Source organism: Nonomuraea sp. ZG12 (assembly GCF_052068115.1).
In the GTDB taxonomy this organism is placed as follows: Bacteria; Actinomycetota; Actinomycetes; order Streptosporangiales; family Streptosporangiaceae; genus Nonomuraea.
Genome location: NZ_JBQHCW010000021.1, coordinates 103,501 through 129,941, shown reverse-complemented (window position 1 = coordinate 129,941; position 26,441 = coordinate 103,501). Strand labels below are relative to the sequence as shown.

Here is a 26,441-nt window from a genome sequence, read left to right as displayed (position 1 = left end):
ACATTCGGACGACATCATCGGCGCAGCACCGCGTCACAGGCGTAATCTCCACCCGTACAGCTCTGATGGCAGCTCCACGTCCGGCCAGTCGCAATACGGGAACTCCTCGCGGCCGCCTCGGAACCAATGGCGATCCCCTCGAAGCACTGACCGCCCGGGGCCATGAGTCAGGGCACATCTGCACACCTCTCGCTACAGCCAGCCACGCCACGGCGTAGCTCCTGAACCGGAGGAGCCAGCGTGAACAAGTAGCAACGCAGCACAACCCGAACGCCGTAGACGAGTCAACGCGAAGCGTTTCGCCGGGCACCGCATCACTGCGAGCACCGCACCCCGCGGACGCCGCACCATCGCTAACGCCGCACCATCGCGAAAGATTGTCAGAGTCACGGCGCGGCGGCTATGGGCGCGGCGCTTACGGTCCCGGCCGCAGACCAAACCACTGCCCGTCGACACGATCGCCACGGGCTCAGTCGTCAACGGTCATCACCTACGCTCACGCCACAGACATAGAGGTATCTCTGGAAATCATCAGCTCACGAGCATCCCGCTTGCCCGCGCGTCTGCGGCGCTCCCCCATAACAAGCTCGTAGCAGCTACCGCTGGCTGAGAGCATGACGATCAAGCGGGGCTTCACGGTTCGAGACCGCCTAATCCTCAAGGGGCTCGCCGTCGAAGATCTCACGCGGCGGGCGCGAATTGAGCACGATCGCAGCCAGATTCACCTCCCGGAAGTACGCGCCGGCGACCGGCTTCGGACCGACCTCATTCGTCGAACCGTTCACGTCAACCATCCGCGTCTCGTAACCCAGGGGACCCGATCGGGATGAGCACCCCAGCCCCTCGCCCCAATCACCCCAATTTCTGCAGTCGAACGGCGAGCAGTCAGCGATGTTTCACGTGAAACGCGTCCCGGCGTCCCGGCGTCCCGGCGTCCCGGCGTCCCGGCGTCCCGGCGTCCCGGCGTCCCGGCGTCCCGGCGTCGAGGATTGTCGGGCATTCGGGTAGCGCTGTGGCTGCCGTTCCATGTTGCTATTTGCTCAGGTTGGCTGGCCGCCCAATTCCTCAGGTTGGCCGGCCTTCCCAGTGGCGTTCGACGTAAGCCGCATCGCCCATCGGAAGCGGCACCGGGGCCCGCTGCGCAGGGGGCAGGTAGGCCGTCGGGAAATCGACATCCGGGTGAGCGGTCCTGTCCCATTCGTCCAGCCTTCCGCCTCAGAAGGCGACGCTATCCCCCACGGCCATGGCAGAGGGTGTCCGTATGGGCTGGCCGGGCGCGAAGCCGCCCTCCGGGCAGTGCAGCCCACGCCGCGTGCGCCGTCGTAGACCTAGCACTCATATGGACGTGCATGCCACAGGCGCGGTCGTCCAATTGGTCATCACGTGCATGCTCGCCGCCATGAAGGCATCGTAAAGAGCCTCGGGGGCCGTATCGGAGTGACGGGGTGGCGTGCTGTGGTGTTGCTCCGACGTTGTCGAGGTGCCGTTGGTCGCTGAGGTGGAGTGTGATGGCGACGTGGTGTCGGTAGGCATGGGCCTGGCCTTGGGGTGAGACGGACGGGGCGTCAGGAGACGGATAAGCCGGGGGAAGGTCCAGGAGGGGGCACGAGCAGGGACGTCGGTGTCGGGGGTGCAGCATGCCGCGGTGGTAGCGCGGGCAGTGATGCTTCCGGCCGGTGGTAGCCCGTCCAGTTGTGGTAGCGCACGCGGTGGTGGTAGCGCGGATGTCGGCAGGGGCGGCGCGGGCAAGTGGCAGCGCAGGCAGTGGGTGGCAGTGGGTGGCAGCGCGGGCGGTGGCGGCGTCGGTGAGGTTGGAGCCAAGAGGGCAATCGTCTGCGCGGTGCATTTTTGGGTGCTTGGAACTCGTCGGGGTGAAGGTTGACGGCCGAAGGCGGGAGGGCGACGAAACCTCATGGCCGGCCGGGGCTTTGTCCGCCATCGCCGGGAATGAAGTTCCATTGGCGAAAGGGGAAGACGGGGGCGTAGGAGGTGGCGGCAGGGGCCACAGGTTGGTGTGCGGGAGCGCAAGAGGGGCGATTGCCGGGCGAGTTGGTCTTGGGTGGTTTGGCAGCCGTAGAGGCGAAGCTCGACGGTCGAGGGTGCGGTGGCGGCGGATCCTCATGGCCGAGGTTTGGGGCAGAGGAAATCCCCCGTCCCTGGAAATCGCAGAGAAGTGGAGAGACGGGGGAAGGAGGGCGAAGCCAGGCCACGGCCGGAGGAGGCCAGGAAGCGGGGAAACGATAGTTCAGAAGACGGAGAAGTGGATGGGCCAGAAGAGATACGCCGATAGGCGGGTCGGCCGGGATGCAAGAAGTGGGGAAGCAGGGAGGAGGAAACGGGCGGGGATGGGCAAGCCGTTAACTGCTGGGTGACGTTCAGCCGTTAGCTACTGGGTGATGTTCGGGCGGTAGCTACTGGGTGATGTTCGGGCGGTAGCTGCTGGGGTGATGTTTCACGTGAAACGGGGGTGGTTAGTCTTCGGCTTCTCGCATGATGCCTGTGGCGTTGGGGGCCATGGTGCCGATGATGCGCTCAAGGTCGTCGATCGTGGCGAACTCTACGACGATCCGGCCCTTGCGACGGCCGAGGTCGACCTTGACCTTGGTTTCGAAGTGGTCTGAGAGGCGGTCTGCGAGGCTGGTCAGGCCGGGGTCTGCGGGCTTGGCGGGCTGGCGCTCTCGGGAGGGCTTCTGAGGGGCGGCTCCTGCGCTGCCGAGCGCGACGATCTCTTCCACGGCCCGAACCGAGAGGAGCTCGGCAACGATGCGCGTCGCCAGGTGGATCTGCTCCTCGGGGCTGTTGAGGCCGAGGAGGGCGCGGGCGTGGCCGGCGCTGATGGTCTTCGCGGCGACCTTCAACTGCACCTCGGGCGGGGATTTGAGCAGGCGCAGGGTGTTGGTGATGTGGGTGCGGGAGCGGCCGATCCTCTGGGCGAGCTGGTCGTGGGTGGCCTGAAAGTCATCGAGCAACTGCCGGTAGGCGGCCGCCTCCTCCAGCGGGTTGAGCTCCTCCCGCTGAAGGTTTTCGATCAGCGCGTCCCGCAGGAGGTCGGTGTCCTGTGTGTTGCGGACGATCGCCGGCACGGGATCCAGGCCCACAAGCTTGCACGCGCGCCAGCGGCGCTCCCCCATGATGAGCTCGAAGCGGCCACCACCGACTGAGCGCACGACGATCGGCTGCAGAAGCCCGACTTCACGGATGGAGGCCGCCAACTCCTCCAGGCGTTCGCCGTCGAAGATGTCACGCGGCTGGCGCGGGTTGGGCACGATCGCGGCTAGATCTATCTCCCGGAAGTACGCTCCGGCAACCGGCTTCGGACCGGCCTCATTCGTCGAACCGTTCGGGTCAACCGTCCCCGTCCCGTCAACGATGGGACCGGTCGGGATGAGCGCCCCCAGCCCCTTGCCCAATCCCCGCCGCACCTGGCTCACTACGTCTCCTCATCCGCCCGGGCTGATTCCGGTCTATCCAGGGAAGGTTACCGTTGCCAACCCGGCCCGGCGCCTCCGCGCCACACACCGCCCCACCGGATTTACACCACCATGCCCTGAACACCCCTCATTGCCTTCGCTCCCGGCGAAGCAGAGGCGTTTCATCCTCATGGACCGCGCCGACATGATCGATCAGCACGAGCAGTAGACCTCGGCACAACCTGTCGTGCTCACGTATCCACACGCGGCACGGACCGGGATGGCCACACGACCTCGCCAGGCGATGCACAAAGCAGCAGGCAGACCTTCAGCAGGCGCCTTCAGCGAGCGGCGCGGGCACTGTCAGGCCCAACGTGCGGGCTCACCCAACAGGGCTCACCGCGGTAGCAGCTCTACCGGACGGAGGCTGTACCCCTCTAAACTACGCGCCCGGGACTCATAGGTGAGGCCCGCAACCTCGAAGCTGCACGTCTGGAACTCGCAGGTAAGGCTCGCACGCCTCGAAGCTGCGCGCCCAGAAACTGTAGGTGCGAACCCCCAACGCACCCGTACGGGCACACCGCTGGCGCCTGCGGGCCCCGCCCGTGGCGAGGCGCCCCGTCCGCGCGTGTGGGCACACACCCGCAGCACCAAGTGCAGCGAAGGGTTAGACCAGCGCGCGGTGAGCGATTTCGCGGGCTGCGTCCATGTAGGCCATGGCGCCGCTGGAGCCTGGGTCGTAGGTCATGACGGACTGGCCATAGCTGGGGGCTTCCGAGAGGCGGACGCTACGGGGGATCACCGTTCGGAGGACGGTCTCGCCGAAGTGCGCCCGGACCTCGTCCGCCACCTGTGAGGCGAGTCGGGTGCGGCCGTCGTACATCGTGAGGACGATGGTGGAAAGGCTGAGGGTGGGGTTGAGATGGGCCTTGATGAGGTCGACGTTGCGGAGGAGCTGACCGAGGCCCTCCAGTGCGTAGTACTCGCACTGGATCGGGATCATGACCTCGTCGGCGGCGACCAGAGCGTTGACCGTGAGGAGGCCGAGCGACGGCGGGCAGTCGATGATGATGTAGTCGAAGTCGATGCCCTCGTAGGCAGCCAGGGCGCGGCGGAGGCGGGCCTCTCGGGCGACCAGGGAGACGAGCTCGATCTCGGCGCCGGCCAGGTCGATGGTGGCGGGGGCGCAGTAGAGGTTGGGCATCTCGGGGACCTGCTTGACGATGTCCGCCAAGGGCAGATCGTCGACCAGCACTTGATAGACGTCCGGAATGTCACCCCGATGCTCGGTCGCCAGGGCCGTGGAGGCGTTGCCCTGCGGGTCGAGGTCCACCACGAGGACGCGTTCGCCGTTCATGGAGAGTGCGGCGGCGATGTTGACGGACGTCGTAGTTTTGCCGACGCCGCCCTTCTGGTTCGCCACTGCGATCACTCGGCACTTGGCGGGTTTCGGCCATGAGCCGTCAGCCCTCTCAGGGGCGGCACCCTCCTGGGCCGGCAACTGCGCAGCAGGTGTTTCACGTGAAACCACTGAGTTGAGCGCCTCTCGTACCAACGGCGAATCACCTGGGTTCAGGGGGGTCTGGGTCACGTTGGTAATCCTTTCAACCCGTGGCATTTCAGTGCCGGGAATTTGCTGTCGCGACACGCCCTTTTCGGGCCAGCCAACCCCAGTGGGACTTTCGGACAGACGGCTGTCCGGCCAGCCAAGACCGCAATAAGCGACTGGCACGACCGTCACCTCCTTCGTCGGCGCCTACCTTGCTCTGGCGCCCGACCCGATACCACCCGAACCAATGTTGCAGGCGGCTCGACCTTACCGTGCCCGACGGTTACAAGCTCGGCCGTTCTCGCCCCGCTGGCTCGCAATTGGGGCTCCGCCTCGGCGAGTTCTTCTGCTGCTCGCTCCCCCTTCATCGCGATCAGCTCGCCACCTTCGCGCAGCAGTGGCATGGCCCACTTCAGGAGCCGGTCGAGCGGGGCGACCGCGCGGGCGCTGGCCACGTCGAACACGCGCTTGCCCGCGAGCTCCTCCGCACGTCCGCGCAGCACCTCTACGTTGTGCAGCTTGAGTACTTCGACGCACTCCTCCAGGAAGACGGTACGGCGAAGCAACGGCTCCAGCAGGGTGACCGTGATGTCCTGCCGGACGATCGCCAGGACGATGCCCGGCAGGCCCGCGCCCGAGCCGATGTCCACCAAGCGCACGTCCTCGGGGATGGCCTCGGCCACGACGGCGCAGTTGAGCAGGTGGCGGTCCCAGATGCGCGGCACCTCACGGGGGCCCAGCAGTCCGCGCACCACTCCGGGGCCGGCCAGCAGCTCGGCGAACGCCTCTGCCCGGTCCCAGGCCTCGCCGGCGAAGACGTCTCGCGCGATGTCCGGCGGCGGCGGTAGCTCTTCGCTCACTTGCTTGGTGGCCCTTTCTGAGGGGTGAATGTGTGCGCATCATTGGTGATGGTGTCTACCCAAGGCTAAGCGGGCGATCACGGTTGAAGACTAGCGGGCCGTCCTGAACAGAGCCTCCGAGTGCACCACCCTCGAAACGCCTTTCCGCCATACGGAAATACGGCTGTTGGGATGATCAATGGTTCACGGCGGACGGTGAACCTGGGAACGGTTGAATTCAGGTGTCCAGCCCGGGCGAGTCGGGACGGTCGAGGCGCGCCGAACCGCTCCACACCGTACGACTCCGCGCCGTACAGCATTGAAGAGGCAAGCCCCCCCAGAGGGTGAGGGGGAACCTCGACGGAAGGGCGAGCCGACAGTGAGGTGAGGGCCTGCAGAGGGCCGGTGAAGAGGCCAGGGTAGGCGGAGGGGCGTGGGTGGCGGGGTGGAGATGAGAACGGCCGTCAGCCGCCTGTGGGGCGGGCTGACGGCCGATGTGGTGCGGGGTGTGGGTCAGGCGGGGAGGACGACCACGTAGCGGTGGGGCTCCTCGCCCTCCGACTCGCTGGTGAGCCCGGCAGCGGCCACCGCGTCATGCACGATCTTGCGCTCGAAGGGGGTCATCGGCTGGAGCGCCTTGGGCTCGCCCTGGTTCCGGACCTCGTCGGCGATCTCGGTGCCGAGCTTGGTGAGCTCCGCGCGGCGGCGCTCACGGTAGCCGCCGACGTCGAGCATCAGCCGGGACCGCTCCCCCGTTTGCCGGTGCACGGCCAGGCGGGTCAGCTCCTGAAGCGCCTCCAGGACCTCGCCCGCGGGGCCGACCAACTCATTGCCCTTGAGCCCGACAACGGAGACCAGCGCACGGTCGCCCTCGACGTCCATATCGATGTCGCCGTCGATGTCGGCGATGTCGAGAAGGCCTTCGACGTAGTCCGCCGCGATCTCGCCTTCCTGCTCGAGCACACTGAGATCAGGAGCCTTCTCCTGCTCGGCCTCGGTCATGGCCGGCCTCTCCTTCGTATTCACGACTTCTTGCTGCCGGTGCGCTTGCTGCGTGGCTGGCGGCTCGGCTGGTTCCTGACGATCTTAGGCTCAGGAGGCGGCGGGGGAGCCTCCTCCACCACCGGATCCGTCTTGCGAATCTTCGCGAGGAGGCCCGGCTTGGGCTTCACCGGGATCACGTTGCCCTTGGCGTCGAACTCCGGCATCGGGTTGCGGCTGTAGAACCAGTGCTGCTGGCCGAGCGTCCACACGTTGGTGGTCACCCAGTACATGATCAGGCCGAGCGGGAAGTTCAGGCTGAAGAAGGCGAACAGCGGGGAGATCCACATCAGGATCTTCTGCTGCTGGGCCATCGGGTTGTCCGGCATCTGGGCCATGGACCGCGTGACGCTCTGCCGGACGGTGAGGAACGTGGTCAGCGAGCTGATCGCCACGAAGATGCCGAGGACGACCTTCGTCTGGATGACCGTGGCGTTCAGGGCCAGGATGTCCTCGCTGGACATGAAGAAGTTGGCCGGCAGCGGCGCACCGAAGATGTGCGCGGCCCGGGCGCTGTCGACGAGCTGCTGCGTCATCCCGAACTTCGTCTCGCCGTTGGCCATGGCCTGGAGGACGGTGAACATCGAGATGAAGATGGGGAACTGTGCCACGACCGGGAGACAGCCGCCGAGCGGGTTGGCCCCCGCTCCCTGGTACAGCGCCATGACCTCCTGGTTCATGCGCTGCTTGTCGTTCTTGTGACGCTTGCGGAGCTCAGCCACCTTGGGGGCGAGCTCCTGCATCTTCTTCGACGACCTCATCTGCTTGAGGAAGAGGGGGAAGATGAGGATCCGCATGAGCACGGTCAGCGTGATGATGGTCAGCATCCACGTCAGGCCGCTGTCCGGGTTCAGGAATGTGCTGTAACCCGTATGGATCCAGGTGATGACGAAGGCTACGGCTTCATAGAGCCAGCTCAGCCAGGACAGCTCCACCGAGCTATCTCCCTTGCATTTCGTGGGACCGAACCGGGCGTGGGGGCACCGGGTCTATACCGCCGGGATGGAATGGGTGGCAACGCCCGACTCGCCGGACAGTCAACCATGTGCCGCGCAATGCTCCGTGTACGGAGATCGCCTCAAGTCCGTATGCGCTGCACGAGGGGTAGAAACGGCAGCGCGGACCGAGCATCGGGCTGATGAAGGCCCGGTAGAACCGGATAGGGACGATCAGCACCCGAGCGGCAAGGCTCGGAGTCCCTTGCGGCTGCTCCGTCATCTCTGTCCATCCATCGAGGACTCACGCCGCCTGAGCAAACGTTCCAATGCGAGGTCGAGCTCGGCGGCAAGCTGGTCGCATCGCGCAGACGCGGCCGGTGGATTGGCGCGTACCACCAGCAGGCTACCTCTCGGAAGCCGGTCGAGACGGTCCCGCATCAGGTGTCGGAGCCGCCGCTTGACCTTGTTGCGGACCACCGCGCCTCCGACGGCTCGGCTCACCACGAAACCCACCAAAGGCGTACCTTCCCCGGAAATGCTGAGATGGACGACCAAAGTGGGACGACCCGCGCGCTTGCCGCGCTTGATCGCGGCCTTGAACTCGTCCCCGCGGCGCATGCGGGAATGACGGGCTAGCACCATAGACGCCTATCGCCCGCCGGTGGAGTGCACCGGCGGGCGGACAAGCGGACGACTCGGGGCGATCAGGCCGACAGCTTCTCGCGGCCCTTACGGCGGCGAGCGGCGAGGATGGCGCGACCGGCCCGGGTGCGCATCCGCAGCCGGAAGCCGTGGGTCTTCGCGCGGCGACGGTTGTTCGGCTGGAAAGTACGCTTGCTCACGGCTGGGCTCCAGGCTTGAAGGTGCGCACGAGGCGCTGAACACACATGGCTGGCCTGTCTGGAATGCGAGGGCACGCGAAATAGCCGTCACGTGACAAGCCGACCGTCGTACGTTACGGGTCAAGAGCATCCCAGGTCAAACCGAAAACGGTTATCCACGTATCCACAGGCTACTTGTCCACCGCCCGGCTCATGTCCACAGCATGTGCACCCACGTACCACTAGGCTGTGGACAACGTCTTGAACACAGCTGTGCACATAGCTACTGTCGGCCCTTCCAGACGCGCTGTCAGGCTGTGCACAACTTGTGGATCTCCTGTGGAGACCCTGGGTATTCGACCCGGGCGCGATGCTGTGGACGACGGGGACTGATCACTACGCGGGCGGCCCCCGTATGTGGATAACAATCGCGGGGGGCCGCGAGAGGAAGGAGGGGGAGCCGCACCATGAACGGTGTCGACCTCGGCGCGGTATGGAAGAGGGCCCTGACCAACTTCCTCAACGAGAACGTGCCCGCACAGCAGCGCACCTGGCTCTCCATGGTCCGTCCGATCGCCCTGGCGGACGACACGATCGTGCTCGGGGTGCCCAACGACTTCCTCAAGGACCTCATCGAGCGCAAACTGCGGCCGCTCGTGGCCCACGCGCTCTCCCAGGAGCTCGGCCGGGCCATGCGACTGGCCGTGATGATCGACACCACGGCGCCCGAACAGCCGATGCAGTCCATGCAGGAACATCATCCACAGCCTGGGGGGCAAAGTTATCCCCAGAGCCAGGATCAGCAGCCACGTTATACACAGGGCGTCCAACCCCAGCACTACCAGGCCTCAGAGCCCCCACAGTTCTATTCTCCACAGCCTGACCAGGCACAGTCGTCCACCGACTATCCACAGCCGACGTTCTCTTTTGAACAGGCTCAGCCGTACACACCGCCTGTGGAAAAAGAGCCGGAGCCGACGCCGAACAGGTGGGAAGCCAAGAGCAACAAGCCCAGCGAGCCGGCCCGGCTGAACCAGAAGTACACCTTCGAGACCTTCGTCATCGGCGCCAGCAACCGCTTCGCGCACGCCGCGGCCGTCGCCGTCGCCGAATCCCCCGCGAAGGCGTACAACCCGCTGTTCATCTACGGCGACTCCGGCCTGGGCAAGACCCACCTGCTGCACGCGATCGGGCACTACGCACAGAGCCTGTACGACGGCGCGCGGGTCAGGTACGTCAGCTCCGAGGAGTTCACCAACGACTTCATCAACAGCATCCGCGACCACAAGGCCGACGGCTTTCGCGGACGCTACCGGGCGATCGACATCCTGCTTGTGGACGACATCCAGTTCCTGGAGGGCAAGGAGCAGACGCAGGAGGAGTTCTTCCACACCTTCAACACGCTGCACAACGCCAACAAGCAGATCGTCATCTCCAGCGACCGGGCGCCCAAGCAGCTGATCACGCTGGAGGACCGGCTGCGCAACCGGTTCGAGTGGGGGCTGATCACCGATGTGCAGCCGCCCGAACTGGAGACGCGGATCGCCATCCTGAGGAAGAAGGCCATCCAGGAGGGCCTGGCGGCGCCGCCCGAGGTGCTGGAGTACATCGCGAGCCGGATCTCCACCAACATCCGCGAGCTCGAAGGCGCACTGATCAGGGTCACCGCGTTCGCCAGCCTCAATCGCCAGGGTGTGGATCTCCAACTGGCCGAGGTGGTGCTGAAGGACCTGATCACCTCGGATTCCGGGCCGGAGATAACGATCGCCACGATCATGCACAAGACCGCCGAGTACTTCGGCATCAGCATCGACGACCTGTGCGGCAGCTCGCGCAGCAGGGCCCTGGTGAACGCCAGGCAGATCGCGATGTACCTGGCACGGGAGCTGACGGAGCTGTCGCTACCCAAGATCGGCCAGCAGTTCGGCGGCCGCGATCACACCACCGTCATGCACGCCGAGCGCAAGATCCGCTCGCTCATCGCGGAGCGACGGTCGATGTACAACCAGGTCAACGAGCTGACAATGCGGATCAAGCAGACGTCGCGCGGGTCCTAGCCGTCATGCACAGCCTGTGGATAACACTGTGGATCAGGGAAAACGCGCGAACGGCCCGTCCGTACGCCCCGCATTGCCCGAATAAATTCCGCACAGCGCTTGGGGATAACCCTGGGGACATCCTGAGGAGAACCTGGGGACTACCGGTGGACGACTTGGGGACGGCCTGTGCACAGACTTTTGGGGGCCGTTCACCGGGCCGTTTTGTCCGTGGACAACCTGGGGACAGCCAGTGGATGACCGGTGGATGAACACCCCCTGATCTGGGGACGGCCTGTGGGCAACGAAGCTTCGTCCCCAGGCGGCGGAGTTACCCCCAGGCGTCACCCACAGCCGCAGTGGATGAAAACAGGGCTGCTGAGCAGGGAAGACGCGGGTTGTCCACAGTATCCACCGCCCCTAGTGTGATGACTTCACTTATCTCTTAAGAAGAAACTCAAGACCCATAGAGGGGTTCTCCCGGATCGAGGGTGCGGGAGACGCGACACTTGAATCAACGACGATCCAGGAGGCTGATGACCGTGATGTTCCGAATCGAGCGAGACGTCCTCGCTGAGGCGGTGGCATGGACGGCACGCAGTCTGCCCGCACGGCCGTCGGTGCCCGTTCTCGCCGGCATGCGCCTCGAGGTCACCGAGGATCAGCGGCTGAAGCTGTCCGGCTTCGACTACGAGGTCTCCGCCGAGGTGACGCTCGAACTCCACACCGGTGAGCCGGGAGTCGTCCTGGTCTCGGGCAAGCTGCTCGCCGAGATCACCCGCGCGCTTCCCGCACAGCCTGTGGACTTCGTCGTCGAGGGCGCCAAGGCGGTCGTGACGTGCGGCAGCGCCCGCTTCACACTGCTCACCATGCCTGTGGAGGACTACCCCTCGCTCCCGGCCATGCCACCGGCCGCCGGGCGGGTCGGCAGCGACACCTTCGCCTCCGCCGTCGGCCAGGTGGCCGTCGCCGCCGGGCGGGACGACACGCTGCCCATGCTCACCGGCGTGCGGATGGAGATCGAGGGCGACCTGGTGACGCTCGCCGCGACCGACCGCTACCGGCTCGCCGTGCGTGAGCTCAGGTGGCAGCCGGACCAGGTGGACATCTCCGCCATCGCGATGATCCCCGGCAAGACGCTCGCCGACACGGCCAAGGCACTCGGCGGGACCGGGGCCGAGGTGGAGATCGCGCTCAGCTCGGCCGGCGGCACCGGCGAGGGCATGATCGGCTTCTCCAGCGCGGGGCGCCGGACCACCACGCGCCTGCTGGACCCGGAGTTCCCCAAGTACCGTTCGCTGCTGCCCACCGAGTTCTCCGCCAAGGCGGATCTGTCCACAGCCGCGTTCGTCGAGGCGGTCAAGCGCGTGGCCCTGGTCGCCGAGCGCAACACGCCGGTGCGGCTGGCGTTCAAGAGCGATGAGGTCGTGCTCGAAGCCGGCAGCGGCGACGAGGCGCAGGCCGTCGAGGCGCTGCCCGTGGACTACGAGGGCGACGAGATGAACATCGCCTTCAACCACCAGTTCCTGCTGGAAGGGCTGGGTGCGATCGACTCCGACGTCGCCCGCCTGCAGATGACCACGTCCACCAAGCCCGCCATCCTCACCGGGGGCAAGCCTGTGGACGACCCCGGCGCTCCCGACTACCGTTACCTGATCATGCCTATCCGCCTGTCCGGCTGAGAACGTCATCGGGGATGATGGAGGCCTGACAAGGGGGTTGGACTACATGCAGATCGGCATGGTCGGACTGGGCAAGATGGGTGGCAACATGGCCGAGCGGCTGCGCCGCGGCGGTCATGACGTGGTCGGATACGACCACAATGCCGAGGTCAGCGACGTGACCAGCTTGCAGGAGCTGGTCGAGCGGCTTCAGGCGCCACGCGCCATCTGGGTGATGGTGCCCGCGGGCAAACCCACCCAGCAGACGATCGACCGGCTGGGTGAGCTGCTGTCCGAGGGCGACCTGGTCGTCGACGGCGGAAACTCCCACTACGCCGACGACCAGAAGCACGCCGAGGAGCTCGCCGGGAAGGGCGTCAGGTTCGTCGACTGCGGGGTCAGCGGCGGCGTCTGGGGGCTCAAGAACGGCTACGCGCTCATGTGCGGCGGCGAGAAAGCCGACGTCGAGCACCTCATGCCGATCTTCGACACGCTCAAGCCCGAGGGCGAGGACGGTTTCGTCCACGCGGGAGACGTCGGGGCCGGGCACTTCGCCAAGATGGTCCACAACGGCATCGAGTACGCCATGATGCAGGCCTTCGCCGAGGGGTGGGAGCTGCTGGAGGCCGCGGACGTCGTCAAGGACGTCAGGGGCTCGTTCAGCAGCTGGCGCACCGGCACCGTGATCCGCTCGTGGCTGCTCGACCTGCTGGTGCGGGCGCTGGACGACGACGAGAAGCTGGAGCAGCTGCGGGGTTACGCACAGGACTCCGGCGAGGGCCGGTGGACGGTTCAGGCGGCTGTGGACCACGCGGTCCCGCTGCCGGCGATCACCGCCGCCCTCTACGCGAGGTTCGCCTCGCGGCAGGACGACTCCCCGGCGATGAAGGTGGTCGCGGCGCTGCGCAACCAGTTCGGCGGCCACGCGACCACCGCCGCCGAAGGTTCTGTGGACAAGGGCGCCGACGCGCCGGGGGCGGACGTCCGTCCACCGCGCGAAGCGGAGTGACCTCGGTTTTCCACAGGGTGTGCGCCGGTTGCCCCAGTGACGCTCGTGGCGCACTAACCTTCGTGGGGTGCACGTCGCCCACCTCTCGCTGACCGATTTCCGGTCCTACGCATCCGTGGAGCTCGGCTTGGAGCCGGGCGTCACGGCCTTCGTGGGGCCCAACGGCCAGGGCAAGACCAACCTGGTCGAGGCCCTCGGCTACGTGGCGACGCACTCCAGCCACCGGGTGGCCAGTGACGCGCCGCTGGTGCGTCAGGGCGCGGCCCGGGCGATCGTGCGCTGCGCCGTCCAGCGGGACGACCGGCGGGCGCTGGTGGAGCTGGAGATCAATCCCGGCCGGGCCAACCGCGCGCGGCTCAACCGCTCACCGGTGTCCCGGCCGCGCGATGTCATCGGCCTGCTGCGCACGGTGCTGTTCGCGCCGGAGGACCTGTCGCTGATCAAGGGCGACCCGTCGGAGCGGCGTCGCTTCCTCGACGAGCTGCTGGTGTCCAGGACGCCCCGGTTCGCGGGTGTGCGCGCCGACTACGACCGGGTGCTGAAGCAGCGAGGCGCGCTGCTGCGTACGGCCTCCCAGGCCCGCAGAGGCACCAGGAGCGGCCGGCGGGCCGAGGGGGACTCCGGGTTCGCGGCGGCGGGCGCCGGAGACGTCCTGAGCACTCTGGAGGTCTGGGACGCCCACCTCGCCAGGCACGGCGCGGAGTTGCTGCGCGCCAGGCTGGAGCTCATCGACGAGCTGCGCCCGTTGGTCGCCGGCGCCTATGCCTCGCTGGCCCCGACGAGCGCCCCCGCGACCCTGGCCTACCGCAGCACGTTGTCCACAGGCGAGGACGCCGCTGAGGACGAATCCCCCGGTGAGCGGGGATCTTCCGATGCACAGACGTTATCCACAGACTTGGGGAAAACCCTTGAAGAGCGGCTGCGCGAGCGGCTATTGGAGGTCCGTTCGGCCGAGATCGAAAGAGGCGTGACGCTCGTCGGCCCGCACCGCGACGACCTGATTCTCGGCCTCGGCGAGCTGCCCGCTCGCGGTTACGCCAGCCACGGCGAGTCCTGGTCGTTCGCGCTCGCGCTGCGACTGGCCGCCTATGACCTGCTGCGCGCCGACGGCGGCGACCCTGTGCTGATCCTCGACGACGTCTTCGCCGAGCTCGACACGCAGCGTCGCCGCCGGCTGGCGGAGATCGTCGCCCCCGCCGAGCAGGTGCTCATCACCGCGGCTGTGGACGACGACGTGCCGGCCGAGCTGGCCGGTGCCCGATTCGACGTAGCGGAGGGGAGTGTGACGCGTGTCCGTTGACGACGACCCCACGGCCCGGGGCGCCGCCATGGCCAGGGAGAAGCTGGCCCAGGCCAAGGCCGACGCCGCCAAGCGGGGGCAGCTCCCCCGGCGCGAGCCCCGCCGCAGGGCCGCCGGCCCGCGCCGGGACACGGGCGACCCGCAGCTCTTCGGGCGGGCGATCAGGGAGCTGCTGGCCGCCCGCGGCTGGGAGCGGTCGGCGGCCGTCGGCGCGGTGTTCGGCCGCTGGATCGACATCGTCGGCCCTGACCTGGCCGCCCACACCAAGCCGGAGTCGTTCGAGGACGGCGAGGTGCTCGTCGTGGCCGACTCCACGGCGTGGGCGACCCAGGTGCGGCTGCTCGCGCGCACCCTCGTACGCAGGCTCAACGAGGAGCTCGGCGACAACACCGTGACGAAGGTCAAGGTCAGAGGCCCGCAGAACGCCCCTCGACCGGCCGGTGGTTTACGGGTGACCGGAAGCCGTGGCCCCGGCGACACCTACGGTTAGGCGCCCCGGGCGATCAGAGAGCCTCAGACGCGTTGACCCCCAACCCCAGAGGGGGGGATGCTTGCCAGGGGGCAAAACGAGCTAGAGAGCATCACAGGCGCGTTCATTGCTACCTTCGGGCTCCAGAGCCGGTAGAATGAAAGCGGATTCCGGACACGTCCGCTTGCGTGTCACCCCGGCACCAAGCCGACTCCCCTGGGTGACCGCGCATCGGGGGCATTCACGACGGTGACGGGCACGGCAGGGGCAGCTTTGAAAGCAATCGCCTCCCCCGCCGCGTGTCCGCGGCAGGAGGATTTCGCAGTTGTCCTACGACGCTAGCTCAATCACCGTACTCGAGGGGCTTGAAGCCGTTCGCAAGCGCCCGGGTATGTACATCGGGTCGACCGGTGAGCGCGGCCTCCACCATCTCGTCTACGAAATCGTGGACAACGCGGTGGACGAGGCGCTCGCAGGCCACGCCGACCGCATCGACGTCACGCTGATGGCTGACAACGGTGTGCGCGTGATCGACAACGGCCGAGGCATCCCGACGGGCATCCACCCGGTCGAGAAGCGCTCGGCCGTCGAGGTCGTGCTCACCACCCTGCACGCCGGCGGAAAGTTCGACAGCCAGTCCTACGCGGTCTCCGGCGGCCTGCACGGCGTCGGCTCGGCCGTCGTCAACGCGCTGTCCACCGCCATGGACGTCGAGGTCAAGCAGAGAGGCCACTACTGGCGCGTCTACTTCGACCACTCCAGGCCGACGGCCCCCCTGGCCAGGGGCGAGGAGACCGACGAGACCGGCACGACCATCACCTTCTGGCCGGACCCGGACATCTTCGAGACCACCACCTGGAACTACGAGACGCTCTCGCGGCGCTTCCAGGAGATGGCCTTCCTCAACAAGGGTCTGACGATCACGATCACCGATGAGCGTCCCGACCACATCAACGGTGAGCCGCATCGGTCCGAATACTGCTACCAGGGCGGCCTGGCCGACTTCGTCAAGCACCTCAACGGCAAGAAGGAGCCGGCGCACGCGTCGATCATCGCCTTCGAGGAGGAGGGCGAAGGCGCCGCGGTCGAGATCGCGATGCAGTGGAACAACTCCTACTCGGAGTCCGTCTACACCTTCGCCAACACCATCAACACGGCCGAGGGCGGCACTCACGAGGAGGGCTTCCGCGCCGCGCTGACGAGCATCGTCAACCGCTACGCGCGCGAGCAGAAGTTCCTCAAGGAGGGCAAGGACGACAACCTCTCCGGTGAGGACGTCCGCGAGGGCCTGACCGCGATCATCTCGATCAAGCTGACGGACCCCCAGTTCGAGGGCCAGACCAAGACCAAGCTGGGCAACACCGAGGCCAAGTCGTTCGTGCAGAAGGCCTGCAACGACCATCTGCGCGACTGGTTCGAGCGCAACCCCGGCGAGGCCAAGGACATCATCAACAAGTCGCTGCAGGCCTCCCGGGCCCGCATGGCGGCTCGCCAGGCCCGCGACCTGACCCGGCGCAAGTCCCTGCTGGAGTCGGGCAGCGGCCTGCCCGGCAAGCTGGCCGACTGCCAGTGGAACGACCCGGAGAAGTGCGAGCTGTTCATCGTCGAGGGTGACTCGGCCGGTGGCTCCGCCAAGGGCGGCCGCGACTCGCGCTTCCAGGCGATCCTCCCCATCCGCGGCAAGATCCTCAACGTGGAGAAGGCGCGGATCGACAAGGTCCTGAAGAACAACGAGGTCCAGGCCCTGATCACCGCGCTGGGCACCGGCGTGCACGACGAGTTCGACATCGCCAAGCTGCGCTACCACAAGGTCATCCTGATGGCGGACGCCGACGTCGACGGCCAGCACATCAACACGCTGCTGCTGACCTTGCTGTTCAGGTTCATGCGGCCGCTGATCGAGGCCGGGCACGTCTACCTGTCCTGCCCGCCCCTCTACAAGATCAAGTGGGACCGTAAGGGCGACGACGCCTCCTACGCCTACTCCGACCCCGAGCGTGACGCGGTCATCCAGGCCGGCATCGCCGCGGGGAAGCCCGACCCCCGGGCCCGCGACAACATCCAGCGCTTCAAGGGTCTGGGCGAGATGAACGCCTCCCAGCTCTGGGAGACCACCATGAACCCCGAGACGCGGCTGCTGCGCCTGGTCACGCTCGACGACGCCGCGCAGGCCGACGACCTGTTCAGCGTGCTCATGGGCGAAGACGTGGAAGCCCGGCGCGACTTCATCATCCGCAACGCACGCGACGTCCGCTTCCTCGACGTCTAGCGGCCTCTAGCCGTCGGTACGGATTCCGCTACCTGCGGGGACCGCTCGACACGGCTCCCTGTACCACGAAGAAGGACCACAACCAGTGACGGAAGTGAACACCACTCCCCCGGCTGATCGCATCGAGCCTGTGGACATCCAGTCCGAGATGCAGCGCAGCTACATGGACTACGCGATGTCCGTCATCGTGTCCAGAGCGCTGCCCGACGTCCGCGACGGACTCAAGCCGGTGCATCGCCGGGTGCTGTACGCGATGTACGACGGTGGCTACCGTCCCGACCGCGGCTACTTCAAGTGCGCGCGCGTCGTCGGTGACGTGATGGGCTCCTATCACCCGCACGGCGACACCTCCATCTACGACGCGCTCGTACGGCTGGCGCAGCACTGGTCGCTGCGTTATCCGCTGGTCGACGGGCAGGGCAACTTCGGCTCGCCGGGCAACGACCCGGCGGCGGCGATGCGCTACACCGAGTGCAAGCTCGCGCCCATCGCCATGGAGATGCTGCGCGACATCGACAAGGACACCGTCAACTTCCGGCCCAACTACGACGGCAAGTCGCAGGAGCCGGACGTGCTGCCGGCGCGCTTCCCGCAGCTGCTCGTCAACGGGTCCGGCGGCATCGCGGTCGGCATGGCCACCAACATCCCGCCGCACAACCTGCGCGAGGTGGCCGGCGCGGTCAAGTGGTGCCTGGAGAACCCGGAGGCCGAGGACGAGGAGCTGCTCGAAGCGTCGATGCGGCTCGTCAGAGGGCCGGACTTCCCCACCAAGGCGCTGATCGTCGGACGCCGGGGGATCGAGGACGCCTACCGCACCGGCCGCGGCTCGATCACCATGCGCGCCGTGGTCGAGGTCGAGGAGGACGGCAAGGGCCGGCAGGCACTGGTCGTCACCGAGCTGCCCTACCAGGTCAACCCGGACAACCTCGCCCTCAAGATCGCCGAGCTGGTCCGCGAGGGCAAGCTCTCGGGGATCGCCGACGTACGCGACGAGAGCTCCTCCCGGGTCGGCCAGCGGCTGGTGATCGTGCTCAAGCGCGACGCGGTCGCCAAGGTCGTGCTCAACAACCTCTACAAGCACACCCAGCTTCAGGACACCTTCGGCGCCAACATGCTGGCGCTGGTCGACGGTGTGCCGCGTACGCTCAGGCTCGACCAGTTCATCCGGTACTACGTGGCCCACCAGATCGAGGTCATCGTCCGCCGGACGCGCTACCTCCTGCGCAAGGCCGAGGAGCGCGCGCACATCCTGCGTGCGCTGCTCAAGGCCCTCGACCGGCTCGACGAGGTCATCGCGCTGATCCGCTCCTCGGAGTCGGCCTCACACGCCCAGCAGGGCCTGATGTCGATGCTGGACATCGACGAGATCCAGGCGCAGGCCATCCTGGACATGCAGCTGCGCAAGCTCGCCGCCCTGGAGCGCCAGGCGATCCAGGACGAGTTCGACCACCTGATGACGCAGATCGCCGAGTACAACGCGATCCTCGCCAGCGAGGCCCGCCAGCGCGAGATCGTCAACGAGGAGCTCGGCGAGATCGTCGCCAAGTTCGGCGACGAGCGGCGCACGGAGATCATCGCGCACGACGGCGACATGTCGATCGAGGATCTCATCGCCGAGGAAGAGGTCGTCGTCACCATCACCCGTGGTGGCTACGCCAAGCGCACCAAGACCGACCTTTACCGGGCGCAGAAGCGCGGCGGCAAGGGTGTGCGGGGGGCGCAGCTGCGTCAGGACGACATCGTCGACCACTTCTTCGTCACCACGACCCACCACTGGCTGCTGTTCTTCACCAACAAGGGCCGCGTCTACCGGGTCAAGGCGTACGAACTGCCAGATGCCGGGCGTGACGCGCGCGGCATGCACCTGGCGAACCTGCTCGCCATGCAGCCGGACGAGACGGTCATGGAAGTCCTCGCCATGCGCGACTACAACGTCGCCCCCTACCTCGTGCTGGCCACCCGCAGCGGCCTGGTCAAGAAGACCCGCCTGTCGGAGTACGACTCCCCCAGGACCGGCGGCCTCATCGCGATCAACCTGCGCGACGACGACGAGGTCATCGGGGCCCGGCTGGTCTCCGAAGAGGACGACCTGCTGCTCGTGTCCCGGAACGCGCAGTCCATCCGGTTCACCGCCACCGACGACGCGCTGCGCCCCATGGGCCGGGCGACCAGCGGTGTCATCGGCATGAGATTCCTCGACGGTGACGAACTTCTCGCCATGAATCGCATCGGTGATGGCCATCATGTGCTTATCGCCACCCGAGCCGGGTACGCAAAACGGACCCCCGTGGAGCAATATCCGGTGCAAGGACGTGGCGGCAAGGGCGTGCTGACTGCAAAGATCGTGAGTGCCCGTGGCAAGCTGATCGGAGCCGTCATGGTCAACCCGGAGGATGAGGTCTTCGCGATCACATCCGCAGGCGGGGTGATCCGGACGAGTGCGGGTGAGATCAAGCAGTCCGGCCGCCAGACCATGGGAGTGCGATTGATGAACCTCGCCGAAGGCGACAGCGTGGTGGCCCTCGCCCGGAACGCCGAGTCCTTGGAGACTTCGGTGGAGAGTGAGGAAGACGGGGGAGGAGAGTAGGTCATGAGCACCCAAGGTGGTGGCCCCCGGACCAAACCGGTCCGGGAGAACGGCCAGCAGCAACAGCAGCCGCAGCGGCCCTCAGGCAACGAGGGCCCCAAGCCAGTCGATGAGGAGGGAGCCGCCGGGCCTCAGCCGGCGGTGCAGCCTGACGGGGCACCGCCCGCACGCCCGCAGCAGCCACCCAAGCCTGGGCAGTCTGGGCCTGGGCCTGGGCCTGGGTCTGGCCAGCAAGGTCAGCCTGGGCAGGCGGAGCCGGAGGGTGGCGAGACCGTACGCATGCGTGCCTCGTCGCTCACCACTGAGGCTCCCCCACCCCCCATCGAGCTGCGCAAGAAGAAGTCGTCGAACTCCGCGGGAGCCCGCCTCCCGCGCAAGGCTCACCTGGTCCTGCGCCGCGTCGAGCCGTGGTCGGCCATGAAGTTCAGCTTCGTGGTGTCGCTGGTCTGCTTCGTCGTGCTGTTCGTGGCGGTCGCCGTCCTGTACGGCGTGCTGTCGGCCTTGGGCGTGTTCGACTCCCTCGTGGAGCTGGTCAACCAGCTCGGCCAGGGCGAGCAGGGGCAGAGCTCGATCCCCATCGACATCGCGTCATGGTTCGAGCCGGTCCGCATTCTCGGCTACACCGCCCTCATCGGCGCCGTGAATGTCGTGCTGATCACCGCCCTGGCGACGCTGGGGGCGGTCATCTACAACGTCGCCTCCGACCTCGTGGGCGGCGTCGAAGTGACCTTCAGCGAGGCGGAGTAGTACGCGGGTCGCGCCGCACCCTGGGTTGTCCACGGGTGCGGCGCGAGTAGCTCACCGGAGGCGGTAAGCTTTTCCCGTCCGAACAACCGGTTCGCCTCCGCTCTGCGGATGCGATACCGTTTCGGTGTGTGCGGGGCTATAGCTCAGACGGTTAGAGCGCTTCCCTGATAAGGAAGAGGTCCCAGGTTCAAGTCCTGGTAGCCCCACAGAGTTTTCCCATTTCATAGGCCGTTTCCCGGAGATCGGGAGACGGCCTTTTGATCGTTGGCCATCAATTTGCCATCAAGAGGATCCGTGAGGCTGCTGCCCCCGGCTGTAGCCGTTTCCCTCTGCCGAGCAGCGTCTGGACCCGGCTCAACGTCCAGCGCTGGTCGTCTCCGTGCGCCAGCGGCCCTCGATTCAGCTTGGCCTCCAGCTGAGCCCACTACCCGTAACTCGCGTGACGGCAGTGCGAAGACACCGTGGAAGCTCGCGGGGCGGGCAGCCGCTCCTAGGCCGCCTGCGAGACGGCAACTGCAGTCGGCTGCCGGAAGTCGGTGCTGGACCGGGTCAGGACAGCGCGTACTTCCAGGACAGGGCCTGGAAGTCGTCGCGTGGATCTGTCTCCCGAGATGGTTGCGCTGTGCTGGGAGAAGGGGCTTGAAGCCCATGTGATGGACTTCCTGCATCTCGACTTCCCGCCCGGATCCTTCGACGCGGTTCATGTCCTGTGCCCTGGGGCGCTTTCAGCGGTTGCGGATGCCGCAGGCGACCCGTTCGGCGGAAGCCGTCATCTGCCGAAGTCGGCCGTTTCGTCCGCGTGCAGGGTGCCGTAGACGTGCTGAAGCAGGGCGACGAGGCGTTCGACGTCATGCTCGTCCAGGTCCACGAGTAGTCGCGCCTCCGCGTCGCGCAGCCTTTCCCGCACCCTTCTGTACAGATGGCGCCCCTTGTCGGTGATGGAGGTGTCGATGACCCGGGCGTTCTCCTTGCGCGCCTGCCGTGTCACGAGTTCCGCCTCGGCCAGTTGTGCGAGGGCGGCGCCCATCGACTGGGCGGTGACGTGGCTCTTCCTGGCCAGATCCGCGGCCGACATGTCACCCTCGCGGGCGAGGTGGCTCAGCGCGCCGAGCTGCGCACGGGTGAGGCCCATCGGCCGCAGGACGCGGTCGAGGTCATGGCCGATGAGGTAGCTCAGCTGGTAGATCAGATAGTAGGGCCGGGTGAGCGGGTCGACTTCGTCCACATCTGCAGCGGCCATTTGACAACTCCGTGTTGAACATCGTGAGGACACTGATATAAGCTGCCTTATATAAGGCGGCTTACACGAGTGCCTTCGTGATCGAGAACATGCTCACCAGCGTTAGGCAGGAGCGCAGGCAACCATCATCCCCTGTGCTCCTTCCGGCCCGGAACTTCGCCCCTCCAGCGCGCGCCTGACCGGCAGTGCGGGCGAGGGGCACCGTAAAGGATCATGGCACGGCCGCGCCGTCGCGGAGCTCAGGGGTCTCGGTGGCGGCGGCCATGCGTCCGGCACCGGAACCGCGAGAAATGATTCGTATCAGGGCAACTCGACTCGAATGCCCTGATAGCACCCATATTCCTGACCGGTCACCGCTCGATACGAGTCAATTCGGTCCTTTCTTTCCCTTCCGGCAGAACCAGGACGGAAGGTCCCTGTAGCCGGTTGCCCGCCCCCCAGCAAAGCAATTCTCAAGCGCGGCAATCTCCGTCGTACCTGGTGCGTGCTCTGCGGCACGCTCCATCACTGGCGTGCGAAAGGACAGGTCATGCGCCCACGCCTCATGGATGATGTTCGATATGTCGAATGCCAGGAGGGTGTTTACCTACAAAGCGGACTGGGCTCCTGCATTATCAAGGGTCGGCATGTTTTCCCATGGGTCAACGGTCTCGCGCCGCGTCTGTCCGGCGACCGGGAGCTGGAGGAGATCACCCAGGGCCTGCCCGACGCGCACAGGGAGATGGTGGAAGGGCTTGTCCGGACGCTGGCCGATCATCGCTTCGTCGTCGACGCGCGCGACGACCGAGCACACAGCCTTTCCGAGCGGGAGCTGACGGAGTACGCATCCGAGATTTCGTTCATCCGCTATGGGTACGACTCGCCGGAGTGGCGCTTCCAGCAGGTGCGGGACGCGCGAATCCTGCTCTACGGCCAAGGCCCGGTCCTCGCCGCGGTCGCCCAGGACGGGCTGCGGTCGGGTTGGCGGCGACTGCGCATCCTCCCCCGCGCGGGCGAAACCATCCTCCGAGCGGCGGCCGAACGTGCCCGGCGGGACGAGGGACAGCAGATCATCGTCGAGACGGCGGGACCGGATCCGGCCGGTGACCCGCTGCTGCGGGACGGCATCGCCGACGCCGATCTCGTGGTGCACGTCGCGTCCGGAGACGACGCCGAGGCGCTGCTCGCGACCGCCCGGAGGTGCGCCGACGCCGGCGTCGCGCTGGCGCAGGTGCTGGTACGCGATGCGGACGTGTGGGCGACACCGGTCTACGAGCGGGACCACCGGCTTGTGGAATCGGGGTGGCGATGGCTGGTCGCCGGTCAAGCCGAACGGCGAGAGACCGGCGTCTCATGGCTGACCGGACCGGTGCCTTCGCTGATCGCCGCCCCCGTCGTCCTCGCCTGCTTCCGCCACCTGGCGAGGATGCGTCCCGAGCGGACGGGCACGCGCTCCGGATCCCGGATCGACGGGACGATGACGCGCACCGACCTGGAAAGCCTCACCACGACCGCGCACCGGTTCCACCCTCACCCCGCCGGCGGCCCGGCGGCGGGCACAGCGGCGGGCACAGCGGCGGGCGCGGCGGCGACGCAGGACACGATCGCCTCCCTGCGGGCAGCGGAGCGTGTCTCGCAGGGGGACCTGCTCGCCCGCGCCCGCTTGTTCGTGGACCCCTACCTCGGACCACTGCGTTCGCTTGACGAGGAGGACCTGCCGCAGGTGCCGCTCGCCCTGTGCCGGGCCACGGTGACCGATCCGTACGGCCGTCGCCCACCTTCGGCGGTGGAGCCGGTCGTCGCATGGGGCTCCGACCGCGAGACCGCACGCGTTCGGGCGGTGCTGGCAGCCCTCGCCGCCTACGGGTCCCTGGTGGCCGAGCACGAGTCCCAGCAGGCCGGTGACCGGGCCACCGCCTGGGGGATGGACCTGCTGACCGGGGCCGTGCGCCGGGTGCCGTTCACCGGCGGTGACCCGGCCACGAAACGGCGGGCGTACGCGGCACCTCTCGGCGCCGCGGCCGGGCTGTGCTGGGACGAGGCCGTGGGGGCCGGCCTCCTGGCGCACTTCGAAGCACTGCCGGTCCTGGGGGAAGAGGCCGGCGCGCCCAGCGTCGATCCGGTACGGGAGTCCGGAGACGGCGACGGTGTCCTCGATACGGTACGGCTGCTTGAGCGTACCGGTGAGGTGTTCGAGTTCCGGGATCACAGCGCCGCGGTGGGGCTGCCCGCCTACACGGTGACCGCCGCAGGCGGGGCGGTGACGAGATCGGTGGCCTCGGCTCCCGATCAGGCCCTGCGTCACGCGGCGGAGCATGCCCTGCTGAGCTGGCAGGCCCGGGTCGAAGGGCGGCCCGAGGCCGTCCCTTCGTCGCGGCGATGGGCTGCGGGCGGGCCGCCGGACCCGGCTTTCCTCGCCTTGAGGCTGCTGCGCGTCACCGGCCGCACCCCTGTGGTCGTACCGCTCGTCCGGGACGACGTGGCCGGCTCGTTACTGCCCTTCGTGGTCCAGGTGGTGCTGTGTGATGACTGAGGTGCGGGCGGACCCGTTCAGACCGCGGGCGCAGGTGGAGCAGGACGTCGCCGTCATCGGCACCGGGCAGATCGCCCGGGCCGTCGCTGCCCGTGGCGAGGGCCGGATCACCTACCTCGCCGTCGATTCGGTGCACGACCTGTCGACCGGCGTCGCGGGCGAGAGCGGATACTCGGCGCTCGTCGTCGTCTCGCGTGGCTCGGTGCACACGGGCGAGCGGGCGGTCCAGGAGTACGCGTCGGTTCGGAGGATGCCCTGGCTGCCCGTCCATGTCGACGCTGGGTGGATCACCGTCGGCCCGCTGGTGCGTCCGCCGAGACCGGGGTGCCCGCTGTGCGTACGGCGTAGGCAGAGCCGCAACCGGATCGACGCGGCGGCCCGGCGCCTGCTGCGCGACCGGCCGCAGCCGGCGGCGCAGGAGACCGGTGACTCGATGGCCCCGCCGATGCTGGCCACGGCCGTGGCCCGGTTGGTGCGGGACGAGGTGGAGACGGCGTCCGCCGGCGCGTGCGCGGCCCGAACCGACGGCGCCATCCTGCGCCTGTCCTTGCTGGACGCGTCGGTGCGCCGACATCGGTTCCTCCCCGACCCGTGGTGCCCACGCTGCTCCGACCTGCCGTCGGATACCGGGCTGGGGGTCGCGCTACCCCGCCGACCGCTGGTCAAGGCGGCCCCCGGCGAGTTCCGGCTGCACAATCTGCACAGCTGGGTCGCGGACCGCTACGTGGACGCGGAGACCGGTCTGATCGCCTCCGTGGAGGCCGGGTCGCTCGCCGGGACGCCCAGCGCCGTGGCCCGCCTGGTGCCGGCCCGGATCCACAGCGACTCCCAGCACGGTTTCGGCCGGGCCGTGGACTACCGCTCCGCCAGGCTCACCGCACTGGCGGAGGCGCTGGAACGCAGTGCGGGCGAGCGGCCGGGGGGCCGCAGGAGCGCCGTGCGAGGGTCGTACGAGGAACTCGCCGACGACGCGATCGACCCCCGCACTCTCGGCACGCCCCCGGAGGAGCTGTATCGGCTGCCGGATTACCCGTTCGTGCCGTTCGCGCCCGATCAGCGGACGAACTGGGTGTGGGGATACTCGTTCAAGCGGTCCGCTCCCGTGCTGGTTCCGGAGTCCATCGCCTACTACGGCAGGCGTCCGGAGACCGGGCCGCACTGGGTGTTCGAGACGTCCAACGGTTGCGCCGCCGGTTCCTGCCTGGAAGAGGCGATCCTTTACGGCCTGCTGGAGATCGCCGAGCGGGACGCGTTCCTCATGACCTGGTACGCCCGCCTCGCCGTGCCGCGCGTCGACCTGGATTCGGCGGCCGACCGGAGGATCCCGCTGATCGAGGAGTTGCTCACGCGGCGCTTCGGATGTGAGGTCATGGTCTTCTCCACGATGCTGGAGCAGCGGGTGCCGGCGTTTCTGACCTTCGCGGTGAACCGTACGGGGAAGGCCCGGCCGGCGATGGCGTTCGCGGCCGCGGCACACCTCGATCCCGAGCGGGCCGTGCGGTCGGCCCTGTGGGAGCTCGCCGCGCTGCTGGAGGGACTGACCGCCGGGCTCGATCTCGGCGCCGTCGAGCCGATGCTGGCCGATCCCCTGCTGGTACGCGACATGGAAGACCACGCGGCTCTCTACACGCATCCGGCGACGCTCCCGCGGGCGGACTTCCTGGACGGCGACAGGCCGTGGCTGCCGCTGAGCGCGGTCTCCGCCAGGGCGGGGTGGCCGCGCCACGCGGACCTCTCGGACGACCTGCACGAGCTGGTCGGACGGTGGCTGGCAGAGGGCATGGACGTCATCGCCGTCGACACCACCTCCACCGAGCAGGCGGCCGGCGGATTCGCGTCCGCCAAGGTCATCGTCCCCGGCACGCTGCCGATGACCTTCGGCCACCGGTTCCGCAGGACGGAGGGCCTGCCGCGGCTGCTGACCGTGCCCAGGCTGCTCGGTCACCGGGACCGCGACCTGCGCCCCGAGGAGATCAACCCGCATCCCCACCCGTTTCCGTAGCGCTGCCACCT

Annotated in this window: 21 protein-coding genes and 1 tRNA gene; 12 read left to right on the top strand and 10 right to left on the bottom strand. The window is 67.6% G+C overall.

Annotated elements, in window-relative coordinates:
* Positions 1–650: 650 nt before the first annotated feature.
* The 9 genes from ACTMTF_RS37840 to rpmH form a co-directional block, all read right to left on the bottom strand.
* On the bottom strand, positions 651–794 hold the full coding sequence (locus tag ACTMTF_RS37840) for a hypothetical protein (protein WP_441114965.1): 144 nt from the start codon (positions 792–794) through the stop codon (positions 651–653).
* 1,677 nt (positions 795–2,471) lie between these two features.
* Positions 2,472–3,431 carry a ParB/RepB/Spo0J family partition protein gene (locus ACTMTF_RS37835; protein ID WP_397015570.1) on the bottom strand — a complete coding sequence of 320 codons (960 nt, stop codon included), beginning with the start codon at positions 3,429–3,431 and terminating at the stop codon, positions 2,472–2,474.
* A gap of 646 nt (positions 3,432–4,077) precedes the next feature.
* Positions 4,078–5,028, bottom strand: coding sequence for a ParA family protein (locus tag ACTMTF_RS37830; protein ID WP_441114978.1), 951 nt, complete (start codon positions 5,026–5,028; stop codon positions 4,078–4,080).
* A 119-nt stretch (positions 5,029–5,147) separates the two neighbouring features.
* Positions 5,148–5,819: a 16S rRNA (guanine(527)-N(7))-methyltransferase RsmG gene (gene rsmG / locus ACTMTF_RS37825; protein ID WP_441114964.1), complete on the bottom strand. Its 672-nt coding sequence runs from the start codon at positions 5,817–5,819 to the stop codon at positions 5,148–5,150.
* Positions 5,820–6,311: 492 nt separating this feature from the next.
* Positions 6,312–6,800, bottom strand: a complete 489-nt coding sequence (locus tag ACTMTF_RS37820) for a protein jag (protein ID WP_397015566.1) — start codon at positions 6,798–6,800, stop codon at positions 6,312–6,314.
* A gap of 20 nt (positions 6,801–6,820) precedes the next feature.
* The gene (yidC, locus tag ACTMTF_RS37815; RefSeq protein WP_397015564.1) at positions 6,821–7,774 is read right to left on the bottom strand and encodes a membrane protein insertase YidC; all 954 of its coding nucleotides are present in this window, start codon (positions 7,772–7,774) and stop codon (positions 6,821–6,823) included.
* Positions 7,775–7,778: 4 nt separating this feature from the next.
* Complete coding sequence (gene yidD / locus ACTMTF_RS37810) at positions 7,779–8,057, bottom strand: membrane protein insertion efficiency factor YidD (protein WP_397015562.1); 279 nt, start codon at positions 8,055–8,057, stop codon at positions 7,779–7,781.
* Complete coding sequence (rnpA, locus tag ACTMTF_RS37805) at positions 8,054–8,419, bottom strand: ribonuclease P protein component (protein WP_441114963.1); 366 nt, start codon at positions 8,417–8,419, stop codon at positions 8,054–8,056. The genes yidD and rnpA overlap by 4 nt, the downstream gene beginning before the upstream one ends.
* A gap of 62 nt (positions 8,420–8,481) precedes the next feature.
* Complete coding sequence (gene rpmH / locus ACTMTF_RS37800) at positions 8,482–8,619, bottom strand: 50S ribosomal protein L34 (protein ID WP_043614899.1); 138 nt, start codon at positions 8,617–8,619, stop codon at positions 8,482–8,484.
* Between the two features lie 446 nt (positions 8,620–9,065).
* Here rpmH and dnaA point away from each other — a divergent pair, with 446 nt between their 5' ends.
* The 10 genes from dnaA (at position 9,066) to ACTMTF_RS37750 (ending at position 21,491) form a co-directional block, all read left to right on the top strand.
* Positions 9,066–10,655, top strand: coding sequence for a chromosomal replication initiator protein DnaA (gene dnaA, locus ACTMTF_RS37795; RefSeq protein WP_397015558.1), 1,590 nt, complete (start codon positions 9,066–9,068; stop codon positions 10,653–10,655).
* A 521-nt stretch (positions 10,656–11,176) separates the two neighbouring features.
* Positions 11,177–12,316, top strand: a complete 1,140-nt coding sequence (gene dnaN / locus ACTMTF_RS37790; protein WP_441114977.1) for a DNA polymerase III subunit beta — start codon at positions 11,177–11,179, stop codon at positions 12,314–12,316.
* A gap of 25 nt (positions 12,317–12,341) precedes the next feature.
* The gene (gene gnd, locus ACTMTF_RS37785) at positions 12,342–13,304 is read left to right on the top strand and encodes a phosphogluconate dehydrogenase (NAD(+)-dependent, decarboxylating) (protein ID WP_441114976.1); all 963 of its coding nucleotides are present in this window, start codon (positions 12,342–12,344) and stop codon (positions 13,302–13,304) included.
* Between the two features lie 67 nt (positions 13,305–13,371).
* Entirely contained in the window at positions 13,372–14,604 is a 1,233-nt protein-coding gene (gene recF / locus ACTMTF_RS37780; RefSeq protein ID WP_441114962.1) for a DNA replication/repair protein RecF, read from the top strand.
* A complete protein-coding gene (locus ACTMTF_RS37775; protein ID WP_441114961.1) occupies positions 14,594–15,094 on the top strand; it encodes a DUF721 domain-containing protein in 501 nt (166 codons plus the stop codon). The genes recF and ACTMTF_RS37775 overlap by 11 nt, the downstream gene beginning before the upstream one ends.
* A gap of 304 nt (positions 15,095–15,398) precedes the next feature.
* Positions 15,399–17,342 (top strand): DNA topoisomerase (ATP-hydrolyzing) subunit B, encoded by a 1,944-nt coding sequence (gene gyrB / locus ACTMTF_RS37770; RefSeq protein ID WP_441114960.1) that lies wholly within the window; start codon positions 15,399–15,401, stop codon positions 17,340–17,342.
* Positions 17,343–17,427: 85 nt separating this feature from the next.
* Positions 17,428–19,929 carry a DNA gyrase subunit A gene (gyrA, locus tag ACTMTF_RS37765; RefSeq protein ID WP_441114959.1) on the top strand — a complete coding sequence of 834 codons (2,502 nt, stop codon included), beginning with the start codon at positions 17,428–17,430 and terminating at the stop codon, positions 19,927–19,929.
* Positions 19,930–20,070: 141 nt separating this feature from the next.
* Positions 20,071–20,676, top strand: coding sequence for a DUF3566 domain-containing protein (locus ACTMTF_RS37760; protein ID WP_441114975.1), 606 nt, complete (start codon positions 20,071–20,073; stop codon positions 20,674–20,676).
* Positions 20,677–20,808: 132 nt separating this feature from the next.
* Positions 20,809–20,882, top strand: a tRNA-Ile gene (locus tag ACTMTF_RS37755).
* Positions 20,883–21,287: 405 nt separating this feature from the next.
* Positions 21,288–21,491, top strand: coding sequence for a hypothetical protein (locus ACTMTF_RS37750; RefSeq protein WP_441114974.1), 204 nt, complete (start codon positions 21,288–21,290; stop codon positions 21,489–21,491).
* Here the strand turns inward: ACTMTF_RS37750 and ACTMTF_RS37745 are convergent.
* Entirely contained in the window at positions 21,446–21,916 is a 471-nt protein-coding gene (locus ACTMTF_RS37745) for a MarR family winged helix-turn-helix transcriptional regulator (protein WP_441114958.1), read from the bottom strand. The two genes, ACTMTF_RS37750 and ACTMTF_RS37745, sit on opposite strands and share 46 nt — an antisense overlap.
* A gap of 721 nt (positions 21,917–22,637) precedes the next feature.
* Between ACTMTF_RS37745 and ACTMTF_RS37740 the strand changes: the two genes are divergently transcribed.
* Both ACTMTF_RS37740 and ACTMTF_RS37735 read left to right on the top strand, forming a co-directional pair.
* A complete protein-coding gene (locus ACTMTF_RS37740; RefSeq protein WP_441114957.1) occupies positions 22,638–24,428 on the top strand; it encodes a hypothetical protein in 1,791 nt (596 codons plus the stop codon).
* Entirely contained in the window at positions 24,421–26,430 is a 2,010-nt protein-coding gene (locus ACTMTF_RS37735) for a TOMM precursor leader peptide-binding protein (RefSeq protein WP_441114956.1), read from the top strand. The genes ACTMTF_RS37740 and ACTMTF_RS37735 overlap by 8 nt, the downstream gene beginning before the upstream one ends.
* Positions 26,431–26,441 lie beyond the last annotated feature (11 nt).

Coding starts and splice junctions, on each gene's coding strand:
- ACTMTF_RS37840 (WP_441114965.1), bottom strand. CDS start 794: ATGGTTGACGTGAACGGTTCGACGAATGAGGTCGGTCCGAAGCCGGTC.
- ACTMTF_RS37830 (WP_441114978.1), bottom strand. CDS start 5,028: ATGCCACGGGTTGAAAGGATTACCAACGTGACCCAGACCCCCCTGAAC.
- ACTMTF_RS37820 (WP_397015566.1), bottom strand. CDS start 6,800: ATGACCGAGGCCGAGCAGGAGAAGGCTCCTGATCTCAGTGTGCTCGAG.
- yidD (WP_397015562.1), bottom strand. CDS start 8,057: ATGACGGAGCAGCCGCAAGGGACTCCGAGCCTTGCCGCTCGGGTGCTG.
- rnpA (WP_441114963.1), bottom strand. CDS start 8,419: ATGGTGCTAGCCCGTCATTCCCGCATGCGCCGCGGGGACGAGTTCAAG.
- dnaA (WP_397015558.1), top strand. CDS start 9,066: ATGAACGGTGTCGACCTCGGCGCGGTATGGAAGAGGGCCCTGACCAAC.
- ACTMTF_RS37750 (WP_441114974.1), top strand. CDS start 21,288: ATGGTTGCGCTGTGCTGGGAGAAGGGGCTTGAAGCCCATGTGATGGAC.
- ACTMTF_RS37745 (WP_441114958.1), bottom strand. CDS start 21,916: ATGGCCGCTGCAGATGTGGACGAAGTCGACCCGCTCACCCGGCCCTAC.
- ACTMTF_RS37740 (WP_441114957.1), top strand. CDS start 22,638: ATGGTGGAAGGGCTTGTCCGGACGCTGGCCGATCATCGCTTCGTCGTC.
- ACTMTF_RS37735 (WP_441114956.1), top strand. CDS start 24,421: ATGACTGAGGTGCGGGCGGACCCGTTCAGACCGCGGGCGCAGGTGGAG.